A 12,700-nucleotide genomic window follows, 5' to 3' on the forward strand; every position below is an offset into this window, starting at 1 on the left:
GGCCACGAAAAACCAGCCCCTCCGCCGTTTGAGGAGCGGGGGGTCCGGGGGCGGAGCCCCCGGGTACGGGACGGGTAGGGGCGGAGGGGGCGAGGAAAGGTCTGCCTCGCGCCGGGCGGGCCTCGCTGGTGGCGCGAGGGCCCGGAGCCCCGGGCCGGCCCGGACGCCGGGCAGCCGGGCAGGCAGGGACGCCGGGCAGCCAGGGACGCCCGGCTGCCCGGGGTGGGTCAGAAGCCCGCCGGTTCCGTGTAGATGCCCCACTCGTCGCGCAGGACTCCGCAGATCTCGCCCAGCGTCGCCTCGGCGCGGACCGCCTCCAGCATGGGGGCGATCATGTTGGAACCGTCGCGCGCCGCGGCGAGCATGGCGTCCAGCGCGCCACGCACCGCGGCCTCGTCGCGACCCTCCTTGCGCGAGGCCAGCTCCCGCACCTGCTCGCGCTCCACCTCGTGGCTGACCCGGAGGATCTCCAGGTCGCCGGTCACGGACCCGTGGTGGACGTTGACCCCGACGACCCGCTTGTCGCCCTTCTCCACCGACCGCTGGTACTGGAACGCCGACTCGGCGATCTCGCCGGTGAACCAGCCGTCCTCGATCCCGCGCAGGATGCCGGAGGTGATGGGACCGATGGGGTGCTTGCCGTCCGGGTGCGCCCGCAGCCCGCGCTCCCTGATCTGCTCGAAGATCTTCTCGGCGTCGGCCTCGATCCGGTCGGTGAGCTGCTCGACGTACCAGGAACCGCCCAGCGGGTCGGCGACGTTGGCGACGCCGGTCTCCTCCATGAGCACCTGCTGCGTGCGCAGGGCGATCTCCGCGGCCTGCGCGGAGGGCAGGGCCAGCGTCTCGTCCAGGGCGTTGGTGTGCAGCGAGTTCGTGCCGCCGAGGACCGCCGCGAGCGCCTCCACGGCGGTGCGCACGACGTTGTTGTAGGGCTGCTGGGCCGTCAGCGAGACGCCGGCGGTCTGCGTGTGGAAACGCAGCCACTGCGCCTTCTCGGAGGTGGCGCCGTACACGCCGCGCATCCAGCGGGCCCAGATCCGGCGGGCCGCGCGGAACTTGGCGATCTCCTCGAAGAAGTCGACGTGCGCGTCGAAGAAGAACGAGAGACCGGGGGCGAAGACGTTCACGTCGAGCCCGCGGGACAGCCCCAGCTCCACGTAACCGAAGCCGTCCGCCAGCGTGTAGGCGAGCTCCTGCGCGGCCGTGGAGCCGGCCTCACGGATGTGGTAGCCGGAGACGGACAGCGGCTTGTACGCGGGGATCTTCTCGGCGCAGTGCTCCATCAGGTCGCCGATGAGGCGCAGATGCGGCTCGGGCTGGAAGAGCCACTCCTTCTGCGCGATGTACTCCTTGAAGATGTCGGTCTGGAGCGTGCCGTTCAGCACGGCGGGATCGATGCCCTGCCGCTCGGCGGCGACCAGGTACATGCAGAAGACCGGCACGGCGGGACCGCTGATCGTCATCGACGTGGTGACGTCACCAAGCGGGATGTCCTGGAACAGGACCTCCATGTCGGCCGCCGAGTCGATCGCGACACCGCAGTGCCCGACCTCGCCGAGCGCACGGGGGTCGTCCGAGTCGCGGCCCATCAGCGTCGGCATGTCGAAGGCCACCGAGAGGCCCCCGCCGCCGTTGGCGAGGATCATCTTGTACCGCTCGTTGGTCTGCTCGGCGTTGCCGAACCCGGCGAACTGCCGGATGGTCCATGTACGTCCCCGGTAGCCGGTCGCGTACAGGCCGCGCGTGAAGGGGTACTCCCCGGGCCAGCCGATCCGCTCGAAGCCTTCGTAGTTGTCCCCCGGCCGGGGACCGTACACCGGCTCCACGGGATCGCCGGAGAGCGTGGTGAAGTCGGCGTCGCGCTTGCGCGACGCGTCGTAGCGGGCCTGCCAGCGTCGGCGGCCTTCCTCGATGGCGTGAGCGTCCATACCCTCGAATTTACTAGGACGTCCTAGTAATTGTCGATGGCAAACCGCCGTACGGTGCGTACGGCGGTGTGGGTCAGGCCTCGACGACCGCGGGAGTACCGTCCGCGACCTTGGACTCCAGCTCGTGGCTGATGCTGCGCTCCACGAAGAAGGCGGCCGTGGGAATCGTGCCCGCCAGCAGCACCCAGAGCTGCTTGCCGACCGGCCACTTCGCCTTGGAACCCAGGTCGAAGGCGAAGATCAGGTAGACGACGTACAGCCAGCCGTGCGCGATGGCGACGACGCGGGTGAAGTCCGCGGCCCCGTCCAGGCCCATGCCGTACTTGGCGATCATGCTGAGGCACAGCAGAACCAGCAGCACGCCGGTGACGTAGGCCATGACGCGGTACCGGGTCAACACGCTCTTCTTCATGGCACGAGGGTAACCACGCTTTTCGGCCGATCTTCACGCGCCCCCACGCCACGTCGCCCCGGGCTCCCCGCGCCCGTCACCGAGGCCGTGTCCTCGCGGCCGGCCCGACGCCGACTCCGTGCCCCCGCGGCCGGCCCGACTCCGTGCGCCCGCGGCCCGCCCGCCGGCTACGCCTCGTCGAAGTCGCGGGCGGCGACGCGCAGCGGACGCAGCATCGCGAAGATCTCCGCGCACTCCTCCGCGTCGTAGACCCCGAGCCCGAAGTCCATCGACATCAGATCCCGGGTGGCCGCGTCGCAGACCTCACGGCCCTTGTCCGTGATGGAGGCGAGGGTGCCCCGGCCGTCGTTCGGGTTCGGCCGCTTGTCGACGAGCCCGGACCGCGCCAGCCGGTCCACCGTGTTCGTGACGGACGTCGGATGCACCATGAGCCGCTCGCCGATCTTGGACATCGGCAGCTCGCCCGCCTTGGAGAAGGTGAGGAGCACCAGCGCCTCGTAGCGCGCGAAGGTCAGCCCGTACGGCTTGACGACCGCGTCCACCTCGGCGAGCAGGATCTGGTGCGCGCGCATGATCGAGGTGATCGCGGACATGGACGGCACGGCACCCCAGCGCTGGCGCCAGTGTTCGTCGGCGCGGGCGATGGGATCGAAGGCAAGGCTGAGCGGCTTCGGCACGCCGACGACCTTACCGGCCGGTCACATCGTGGTCAGCCCCGTCTCAATTTTCGGTCTCCGCCCCTACGGGAACGGGTCCCGGGACGGATCCGGGCCCGCCCGTGACCCCGGGGCCGGCCCTGCCGTCCCGGGCCGCGACGACAGTGCCGGAGCGGCCCGGGGAACGGCGACGGCGGGGTCCGGGGGGCGGATTCGGGGCCCGTGACGGCGGGGTCGGGGGCGGGTCCGGGGCCCGTGACGGCGGGGTCGGGGGCGGGTCCGGGAGCGCGACTGCGGGGGGCGGATTCGGGGCCCGCGACGGCGGGGTCCGAGGGGCGGGGCGAGGTTCGGGGCCCGCGACGACGGTTCGGGGACGGGTCCGGGGCGCGACAGCGGCTCCGGGGGGGGCGGGATAGCGGTTCGGCTGCGGGGGGCACGACAGCGGTTCGGCTGCGGGGGGCGCGACGGCGATTCGGCTGCGGTGGTAGGACCGTGGCCGGACGGTCGGGGGTGGGACCGTAGCCGGACGGTCGGGGCGGGGCCGTAGCCGGACGGTCGGGGTGGGGCCGTAGGTCTGCTCAGCGCTCCCCGTTGTCCTCGGGGTTCCCCTCGTTCCGCTTCGCGTCGGGGTCCGTGCGTCGGGCCGCCATCGCCAGGGCCGCGCAGGCCACGGTCCCCAGAACGCCCGCGCCCACGATCGTCGCCCGCACGCCGGCGAACTCCGCCACCACGCCCGACAGGGCCATCCCCACGCCCTGGAGGGTCATCAGCCCGGCCGTGTTCAACGTCATGGCCCGCCCCAGCAGTTCGTCCGGCACCGCCCGCACGAACCACTGGTCCAGGCCGAGGGTGTACGCGGATCCGGCGCCCGCGAGCACCAGCAGGACCAGCGTCCAGCCGAGACCGGGCCGCAGCGCGTACGCGGCGTACGGCAGCAGCGTGACGCAGACCAGCGGAAGCGTGATCCGGCCCCGGGTCACCGGCCGCAGCCGGGAACCGGCGAACAGCTCCCCCGCGATCGTGCCGACGGGCAGCGCGCACATCAGCAGGCCCAGCCCGGCCGTGCCGGCCCCGAGCCCCTCCGCGTACGGCGCCGCCAGCGCCTCCGGCGCGACCACGAACATCGACGGCACCCAGAACAGCAGGAGCAGCACCAGGATCCGCCGGTCGGCCAGCACCTGCCTGGCACCGCGCAGGGAGTCGCGCACGAGCGCCTGCCCCCGGTCCGCCCGCGCGGGCCGCCGGCGGGTGCCGAAGCGCAGCAGGGCCGCCGAGGCGAGGAAGGTGCACACGGTGACGAGGAGCGCGTGGCGCGGGGAGACGACGGTGAGCAGCAGGCCGCCGGTCCCGAAGCCGGCGAGCAGCGCGCTCTGCGACAGGATCCGCAGCAGGGAGCGGCCGAGCACGAACAGTTCCCCGTCGCCGAGGACGTCCGAGAGGGTCGCCGTCCGCGTCCCCTGGAAGACCGGGGCGACCAGGGCGAGCGCGGCCCGCATCACGAGCAGCACCGCGACGGGCGCGCCCGGCAGCACCATGACGGCCACGCAGCCAGCGCACACCAGATCGCACACGACCAGGACCCGGCGGGCCGGGAAGCGGTCCGCGACGCCCGCGAGCAGGGTCCCGCCGATCAGGTAGGGCAGAAAGCCGAGCGCGAAGGTCAGGGCGCTGAGCAGCGGGGAGCCCGTCAGCCCGTAGACGAGGACGGAGAGGGCGATCTCGCTGACGACGAGCCCGAGCAGCGAGAACGCGTGTGCCACGAAGACGGCGCGGAACTCGGGCACGGCGAACACGGGACCGTACCCGGTCCGCGCGGGCACCGTCGCCGGGTCGCTCTCCGCCGGGGGCGCCACCGGCCCGACGGCGCCCTCCGAGGCGGGCCCGGCAGACCTCCCCGCGGCGCCCTCCGTCGGTGTGGTCGGGTTCCCCGTGGCGGGCGGCGCGGTGTTCCCGTCGGCGGCCCGCGCCGCGGTGGGCACGGTCGTCGTGCCCTTCGTCTCTGCTTCCGGCATGGGCGACAGCGTGCCCGGCCCCGTTCCGTCCGCGTAAAGTTTCGGCGTCAGCCGAATCTTCTGGGGTCGTTCATGCCGTCACTGCTGCACTTCGGGGAGGACGACCTTCTCAACTGCCGGTTCGCGGTGTCGCCGCTGTGGGAGACGCAGGAGGCGGTCCGCACGCTCAACCGGCCCGCGCGGCACGGCTATCACGCACCCTGGCTGCGCCGCATGCGCGCGGCGGCCGCCGGGCTCGACCTCGCCCCGCTGTGGCTGCTGATGCCGCAGCGCGGCTACTCCCCCGACTGGCTCGGACCGCCCCCGCTGGGCCCGGCGGCGAGCTTCGAGGAGGAGATCGCCGCCATCCGCGCGGCCGACCCGGACGTGGCCCGCGAGGAGAGCGCGCGGTCGCTCGCCGACACCCCCAGCGCCCTGGCCTCACCCCGCGGCCGGGCCCTGCTGGCCGACCCGGCCCGCATGGTGCGGGATCTGACGGACCTGCTGGAACAGGCCTGGCACACCCTCGTCGAACCGGACTGGCCGCGGCTGCGCGCCCTGCTGGACGCCGATGTCGCCTTCCACTCCCGGCGGCTCGCCGAGGTCGGCCTCGGCGGGCTCCTGCCGGAGATCGACCGGCGTTTCGGCTGGCGCTCGCACACGCTGACCGTCGAGGTCGGGGGCCGGCACGAACGGCACCTGGCCGGCCGGGGTCTGGTCCTCATGCCGAGCGTGTTCTCCTGGCCGGACGTGATCAGCGGCTTCGAGCCTCCGTGGCAGGCGACGCTCGTCTACCCCGCGCGCGGCATCGGCGGCCTGTGGACCGAGCCGGCGGACCGTACCCCCGAGGCGCTCGTACGACTCCTCGGGCGCGGCCGGGCCGGCGTGCTCACCGCGCTCGACGAACCGGCCGGGACGACCTCGCTCGCGCATCGGCTGCGTCTCGCTCCGTCGTCGGTCTCCGCGCATCTCACCGCCCTGCGCGACGCGGGCCTGCTCGTCTCGCGCCGCTACGGGCACCAGGTGCTGTACGAGCGGACTCCGCTCGGGATCGCGCTGGCCTCGGGCGGCGACTGACGGAAGGGCCGCCGGCAGGACCGGTGTCGTGGGGCCCCACCGCGCCACGCGACCTCCCTCGCGGTAATGCACCGTTGTGCCACGATTGGTGACCGTTCATCACCTTCGCGCAAGGGAGCAGCATGCCCCGGCTGATCCACGCCCTCGCGGTCCTCGCGGTGCTCGCGCTCACGGCGGGCTGCACGCCCGAGCCCGAGGCCGGCCGGGCCCCGGTCACCGGTGGCGCCTCGCAGCGGTCGGGCCCCGCCGCCCGCTCACCCTTCTGGGTCGACCCGCGGGGCCCGGCGGCCCGGCAGATCGAGCTGTGGCGCCGGCAGGGCCGGGCCGAGGACGCCACGCTGCTGGAACGGATCGCGGACGAGCCCGTCGCCCTGTGGCCGGCGGGCGAGCTCGACCCGGGTCCGGCCGTCCGGTCGGCGACCGCGGCCGCGGCCCGGGAAGGGCGGACGGCGCTCTTCGTCGCGTACGACATCCCGCACCGGGACTGCGGCCGGCACTCGGCGGGCGGGGCGGCGGACGCGGACGCCTACCGCCGGTGGATCGGCGCGTTCGCCGACGCCCTCGGTGGCGGCCCGGCCCTGGTGGTCCTGGAGCCGGACGCGATCGCCCACGTCGTGGACGGCTGCACGCCCGCCGAGTACCACGACGAGCGCGAGCGACTGCTGAGCGAGGCGGTCGTCCGGCTGAAGGGCCGGCCGCGCACCAAGGTGTACCTGGACGCCGGGAACCCGTCCTGGATCCCCGACGCGGAGAAGCTGGTCGAGCCCCTGGAACGCGCGGGCATCGCGCACGCCGACGGCTTCGCGCTCAACGTGTCCAACTTCCAGACGGACAAGGTCAGCAGGGAGTACGGCGTCCGTCTCTCCGCACGGCTCGGCGGCAAGCACTTCGTCGTCGACACCAGCCGCAACGGCAACGGCCCGCTGGAGGGGGTGTGGTGCAACCCGCCGGGCCGGGCGCTGGGCACCCCGCCGACCACGGCCACCGGCGAGCCCGTCCTCGACGCCTACCTCTGGATCAAGCGGCCCGGCGAGTCGGACGGGGAGTGCGGGGGCGGACCGGCGGCCGGCCGGTGGTGGCCGGAGTACGCCCTGGGGCTGACGCGCGGCTCCGGCGGCTGACGGCCGCGGCGGTCCGGCGCCGGGCGCCCGGCATCCCGCATCCGGCATCCGGCATCCGGCATCGGGCATCGGGCATCGGGCATCGGGCGTCACCTGACGTGGATCCACTTCGCCTCGGACGGCGTGCCCCGCGCGTCCGTCACGAAGAGCATGTACCAGCCCGGCGGCACCAGCGCCGGGTCCGTCGGCACGTCGACGGTGACCGACTCCGCCGTCTTCGTCAGCCCCAGCTCGATGGACCGCTGTTCGACGTCCGTGGTGTGGGTGACGGCGCTCGGCCGCATCAGCCGGGCCTTGACGACCCGTTCGGGGTGGCCGGCGGCGAAGGTCGCCCGGTGGTGCACGTCGAGTTCCTCGGGGCCGCGCCCCAGCACCGGGCGGTCCGCGCCGTCGCGGTGCAGGGCCGGCGGGGTGAAGACCTCCATGCGCTGTTCGAAGTGGCCCAGTTTGGTGTTCCGCCGATCGTCGAAGAGCGGGTCGGAGCCGAAGGTGGCGACACGGCCGTCGGGCAGGAGCAGCGCCTCGGAGTGGTAGTTGCGGCCCACGCGCGGGGACGCGGCCTCGCGGAAGGTGTTGGTGCGGGGATCGTAGAACTGCGCCTTGAGGATGTTGCTGGCGCCGCGGCCGCGGTAGTCCCGGGAGCCGTTGGTGGTGAAGACGGTGTCGTCCGGCATGATCACGCTGTTCAGATAGCGGGTGCCCTGGGGCAGGTCGGGGCCGTCCTCGAAGGCCGGGCTGTCCTTCTTCAGATCGACGACGGCGGTGCGGGCGGTGGACTTCCGGGATTCGCCGACGCCTCCGCCGCCGAGGATCATCACCTTCTGGTCCTGGGCGGGCGGGAGCAGGACCGACGCGGAGGTCTCCGTCAGGTCGGCGTCCCGCAGGCCGGGCACCTTCTGGAAGGTGTTGGTCCGCGGGTCCCACAGGCCCGGCTCGCGCCCCTGGTCGGCGGGTCCGTACCCGGCGTTGGAGGCCGGGTAGAAGAGTTTGCCGCCCCGGGTGAGGAAGAGGGCCGGATAGGTGGGGAAGTAGCGGTGGGGTCCGGGGCCCCACTTCTTCGTCACCGGGTCGTAGATCTCGGTGTCGCCGGGGTCGACGACCCCGACGTCGTCGAGGCCGGAGACGGCGAGGACGCGTCCGTCGTCGAGCCCCACGAGGGTCGGGTACCAGCGGGCCTTGTCCATCGGGTCGACGGGGATGTACCGCTCGGCCTTCGGGTCGAACTCGTAGGCGGCCCTGATGCCCTGGAAGTCCTGCTTCCGCAGAGTGATCTTCTCCGAGAGGCCGTACGTGTTGTGCGCGTCCTCGCCGCGCAGGCCGACGATCTCGTACTGGGCCTGCCGGCCGGTGACGGACCCCGGTCCCTTCTCCTCGGCCTCGACGAAGACGCGGGCCTCTCCGGCGGTGACCTCGGTCCGCCAGGGCCGCATGGCGCCGTTGCGGTCGTAGGTGATGATCTGGTTCCGTCTGGCCCTGGGGACCGTCACGTCGGCCCTGCTGACGTAGTCGACACCGGCGGGTGAGCGGAAGACGGTGCCCTTCTTGAGGACGATCGTCCTGTCGGGGTTCTCGTTCTTCACGCGCATGCCGCCGCCGGCCCGAACGACCTCGCCGTCCAGCTTCTCGTAACGGGCGGTGCCGCCGGCCACGAGCAGCCTGCCGTCGGGGAGCTGGGCGTGCCCGGAGCAGAAGAAGTCGTCCGGCGTGGGGATCTTCTTGAAGGTGTCCGTCCTCGGATCCCACAGGATCGTGTCGAAGCTCCCCTGGTCGAACTTCTTCTGCTCGTTGCCCGACCCGGCGACGATGAGCACCTTCCCGGTGTGCAGCAGGGCCGCGTGGATCGCGTTGGTGCGGTACCGCGCGGGGATGTCGACACTGCTCCAGGAGCCGTACTTCGCCGTGTAGGCGGGCCGGGAGATCTGGTACTCGTGGTACGTCTCACCGGCGAAGCCGAGCGCGGCCGGGGCGTTGAGCGCCGCGAGGACGGCGATGCCCGTGATGCCGAGCAGCGTCTTCCTCGTCTTCTTCGAGGGCCGGTGGGCCATGGCCTAGGTGCCTCCTGTCGTGGAGCCGGTGACCGTGACGGGCGTGGCCGCCACCGAGTCCCGGCTGTCGGGAACGCGGACGGGAGCGGGTGCCGGGGGCCGGGTGCGGCGTTCGCCGACGCGGGTGCGGATCCAGACCGCGACCGGGGCGAGGGAGATGCCCATGGCCGGCAGCGCCCAGGTCCGCATGGCCGTGTCGGTGTGGCCGAGGACGGCCGAGGCGCCGAGCGAGACGGCGAGCAGCGCGGCCCAGCCGAGATGGACGCGGAAGGTCCCGAGCCGGTCGGGGCTCGCGTCGTGGCCCTTCGGGGTGACGACGAAGCGGCTGGGGCGCCGGACGACCGCCTCGCCCAGCGCCTTCAGGTAGATGGGGGCCGACAAGGCCGACATCGCCATGCCGGCCAGGCCGCCGGATCCCTCGGGTTCGTGCGGCGAGACGTTGTGCCGCCGGTTCCACAGGTAGAGACAGATCTGCAGGGCGGCGGCGTCGCTGTAGAGCATCAGCCACACGGACGCGGTGACCTGTGTCCCGGACGCCCCGAACCACAGGAACAGGAAGCAGCTCAGCATGCCCAGGAGCCAGTTGACGGCCGTCATCGGGTAGTAGAGGAGCATCAGCGTGTACGAGAGGAGCCGGCCGGGGGGCATGGTGAACAGCGCCTTCCCGTACTGCTTGATCAGGGTCTCGTAGGTGCCGCGGGACCAGCGCGTCTGCTGGGTGAAGAAGTCGGTCCAGGTGGAGGGGCCCTCGCCGACGGCGAGCACGTCCGGGGTGTAGACGGACCGCCAGTGCCGGCCCGTGCGGGGGTTGCGGTGCCGGTGCACCTCGAACCCGGTGGCCATGTCCTCGGTGATGGAGTCGTACAGCCCGCCGATCTGCTTGAGCGCGGCGATCCGGACGACGTTGTTGGTGCCGACGAACATGGGTGAGCCGTAGCGGTTCCCGGCGCGCTGGATGAGGGCGTGGAAGAGGAACTGCTGGGACTCGGCGGCCTTGGTGACGGGGTTGTCGTAGTTCCCGTACACCTGGGGGCCGACGACGAACGCGACGTCGGGGTCCCGGAAGTAGCCCATCATGCGTTCGAGGAATCCGGGCAGCGGGACGTGGTCGGTGTCGACGGAGGCGAAGAAATCGTAGGCGTGCCCGTAGAGGTCGAGCCACGCGTTGTAGTTGCCGTGTTTGGTGCGGGCCTTGTGGCTTCCCTCGGGCCGGTTCCACTCGGGCACGCCGAACCGCGTGAAGTGCCGGACGCCGAGTTCGGCGCAGAGGGCTCTGGCCTGGTCGTCGTCGCCCTCGTCGAGCAGCCAGACGTCGAGGGGGCCGGTGTGAGTGAGCCCGGCCGCGGCTTCGAGGGTGGCGCGGACCGTGGCGAGGGGTTCCTTTCCCGGGACGTAGGTGGTGAGGAACGCGACCCGGGTCCCGTGCGCGGGACGGACGGGCACGGGGTCGCGGGCGGCCATCGTCGCGTGGGCGATGCTCATGACGTTGACGACCATGAAGAGTTCGATCAGGCCGATGGCGACGAGCATCGCGGTGTCGAGGGCGGCCGGCCAGGGCGCGCCGCCCTCGCGTCCCACCCAGTGGGTGGGCCAGACGAGGTAGACGAGGAGCGCGCCGGTGAGGACCGGGGCGAGGGTCGTCAGCAGGATGGCGCCTATTCGGTGCGGCTCGTTCGACAGGAGCTTGGTGTACCGCACCCGGTAGCCGGTGCCGGACGGCTCGGTCAGGGGTCCGGCGAGACGGCTGTAGGTGTCGTAGTCGTAGCCCGCGGGCCGCACATCGCCCTCCCGTGCTTCAACGAGTCCGGTGATCGTGGTGGCTGGTACCCACACATAAGTGGAGTTTTCACGACACGTCGAGCGGGGCGGGGCCGAAGGGGTTCGGCGGCGGGCGGGCGGGTGGTCTTTGATCCCTGAGGTTCCGTCACCTCGTCTCACCGTCACCGTCCGGGCACGAAAGAACCCCGGTCCGGTGGACCGGGGTTCCGGGTACGGGGCCACGCCCCGGGGTCATGCCGACAGGTGCCGCTCCACCGTCTCGACCTTGGAGGTGAGGCCGTTCGTCACGCCGGGGCGGATGTCCGCCTTGAGGACGACCGAGACGCGGGGCGCGCGCTCCTCGACGGCGGCGACGGCGCGCTTGACGACGGCCATCACCTCGTCCCACTCACCCTCGATCGAGGTGAACATCGCGTCGGTGCGGTTGGGCAGGCCCGACTCGCGGACCACGCGGACCGCGTCGGCGACGTACTCCCCCACGTCGTCGCCGACGCCGAGCGGTGTCACGGAGAAGGCGACGATCATGCCTTCACGGCCCCTTCCGCGAAGGCGCGGGAGGCGACGACCGCGTCCTCGGCCTCGCGCTTGAGCTTGCGCTCGGCGAAGAAGCCGCCGGTGGGCAGGACCGACAAGAAGAAGTAGAGGACGCCGGTACGGGCGCTCCACCGGGCGCGGTTCCAGGCGTCCGCCCAGAAGATCACGTACAGGATGAAGAGGACGCCGTGGACCGCGCCCATCACGGGGACGGCGTTGAAGTCCGTGGTCCGCTTCAGCACCGAGCAGACGAGCAGCAGCAGGAAGGAAACGGCCTCGGGGGCCGAGACCAGGCGGAGCCGGCGGAGTGCGGTGGCGGTCTTGATGTCCACGGGTCACCTTCGGTGGGATTCGCTGTCGGGGGAAACGCTTCCTTGTGAACGCAAGCACAAGCGTCCCCGGTCATTGTGGCATCCGGAGACCCGGATCCCGGGTCCGGGTCCCCTAGGGGGCGGATCAGGGACGGGATCCACCCGGGGGCTCTGTCGGTGCTCCGGCCGTGCGGCTACCTTCACAGCGTGGCGATGTTTCGACTTCAGGGCAGCAAGGTGCTGGCCGTCGACATGACCGGGGATGCCGTGAAGGCGAAGAACGGCTCCATGGTCGCGTACGACGGCCAGATGGCCTTCAAGAAGCTGAGCGGGGGCGGTGAGGGACTCCGGGGGATGGTGACCCGGCGCCTCACCGGCGAGCAGATGACGGTGATGGAGGTGAAGGGGCACGGCACCTGCTGGTTCGCCGACCGGGCCTCGGAGATCAATCTGGTGGCCCTTCAGGGGGACAAGCTGTACGTGGAGTCGAGCAATCTGCTCGCCACGGACACGGGCCTGCGCACGGGCACGACGTTCACGGGGCTGCGCGGCGCCTCGCAGGGCAACGGTCTGTTCACGACCACCGTCGAGGGCCACGGCCAGGCGGCGATCACGTCGGACGGGCCCGCGGTGGTGCTGCGGGTCAGCGCGCAGTACCCGCTGACGGTCGACCCGGGGGCCTACATCGCGCACCAGGGCAATGTGCGGCAGTCGCTGCAGTCCGGTGTGACGTTCCGCACGTTCCTCGGCGAGGGCGGCGGCGAGGCGTTCCAGATGCGCTTCGAGGGCGACGGGCTGGTCTACGTCCAGCCCAGTGAGCGCAACACGATCGCGGGGGATGTGTGA

11 protein-coding genes are annotated in these 12,700 nt (G+C 72.2%); 3 read left to right on the plus strand and 8 right to left on the minus strand.

Features of this window, described 5'->3' with window-relative positions:
* Nucleotides 1-227: 227 nt before the first annotated feature.
* The 4 genes from ACFXGX_RS25930 to ACFXGX_RS25945 all read right to left on the minus strand — a co-directional run bounded on the left by ACFXGX_RS25930 (nt 228) and on the right by ACFXGX_RS25945 (nt 5,008).
* Entirely contained in the window at nt 228-1,928 is a 1,701-nt protein-coding gene (locus tag ACFXGX_RS25930) for a methylmalonyl-CoA mutase (protein WP_384795430.1), read from the minus strand.
* A 73-nt stretch (nt 1,929-2,001) separates the two neighbouring features.
* A complete protein-coding gene (locus ACFXGX_RS25935; RefSeq protein ID WP_384795432.1) occupies nt 2,002-2,340 on the minus strand; it encodes a DUF3817 domain-containing protein in 339 nt (112 codons plus the stop codon).
* Between the two features lie 167 nt (nt 2,341-2,507).
* Nucleotides 2,508-3,017, minus strand: coding sequence for a MarR family winged helix-turn-helix transcriptional regulator (locus tag ACFXGX_RS25940; protein WP_384795435.1), 510 nt, complete (start codon nt 3,015-3,017; stop codon nt 2,508-2,510).
* 557 nt (nt 3,018-3,574) lie between these two features.
* Complete coding sequence (locus ACFXGX_RS25945; protein WP_384795437.1) at nt 3,575-5,008, minus strand: MFS transporter; 1,434 nt, start codon at nt 5,006-5,008, stop codon at nt 3,575-3,577.
* A 72-nt stretch (nt 5,009-5,080) separates the two neighbouring features.
* Between ACFXGX_RS25945 and ACFXGX_RS25950 the strand changes: the two genes are divergently transcribed.
* Together ACFXGX_RS25950 and ACFXGX_RS25955 are read left to right on the plus strand one after the other, a co-directional pair.
* On the plus strand, nt 5,081-6,064 hold the full coding sequence (locus tag ACFXGX_RS25950) for a DUF5937 family protein (protein ID WP_384795439.1): 984 nt from the start codon (nt 5,081-5,083) through the stop codon (nt 6,062-6,064).
* Nucleotides 6,065-6,186: 122 nt separating this feature from the next.
* Nucleotides 6,187-7,185, plus strand: a complete 999-nt coding sequence (locus ACFXGX_RS25955) for a glycoside hydrolase family 6 protein (protein ID WP_384795441.1) — start codon at nt 6,187-6,189, stop codon at nt 7,183-7,185.
* Between the two features lie 89 nt (nt 7,186-7,274).
* Here ACFXGX_RS25955 and ACFXGX_RS25960 read toward each other — a convergent pair whose 3' ends face one another.
* From ACFXGX_RS25960 to ACFXGX_RS25975, 4 genes are all read right to left on the minus strand, one after another.
* The gene (locus ACFXGX_RS25960) at nt 7,275-9,230 is read right to left on the minus strand and encodes a galactose oxidase-like domain-containing protein (RefSeq protein ID WP_384795443.1); all 1,956 of its coding nucleotides are present in this window, start codon (nt 9,228-9,230) and stop codon (nt 7,275-7,277) included.
* Nucleotides 9,231-9,233: 3 nt separating this feature from the next.
* Entirely contained in the window at nt 9,234-11,009 is a 1,776-nt protein-coding gene (locus ACFXGX_RS25965; RefSeq protein WP_384795518.1) for a glycosyltransferase family 2 protein, read from the minus strand.
* Between the two features lie 231 nt (nt 11,010-11,240).
* A complete protein-coding gene (locus tag ACFXGX_RS25970) occupies nt 11,241-11,534 on the minus strand; it encodes an MTH1187 family thiamine-binding protein (RefSeq protein WP_384795445.1) in 294 nt (97 codons plus the stop codon).
* Nucleotides 11,531-11,875: a DUF3817 domain-containing protein gene (locus ACFXGX_RS25975; RefSeq protein WP_384795447.1), complete on the minus strand. Its 345-nt coding sequence runs from the start codon at nt 11,873-11,875 to the stop codon at nt 11,531-11,533. Before ACFXGX_RS25975 ends, ACFXGX_RS25970 begins: the two co-directional genes overlap by 4 nt.
* Before the next feature lie 192 nt (nt 11,876-12,067).
* On the opposite strand from ACFXGX_RS25975, the gene ACFXGX_RS25980 reads away from it, so the two are divergent.
* Nucleotides 12,068-12,700, plus strand: a complete 633-nt coding sequence (locus tag ACFXGX_RS25980) for an AIM24 family protein (protein WP_355760553.1) — start codon at nt 12,068-12,070, stop codon at nt 12,698-12,700.

Origin of the sequence: Streptomyces sp. NPDC059371 (genome assembly GCF_042751995.1) — a bacterium.
In the GTDB taxonomy this organism is placed as follows: Bacteria; Actinomycetota; Actinomycetes; order Streptomycetales; family Streptomycetaceae; genus Streptomyces.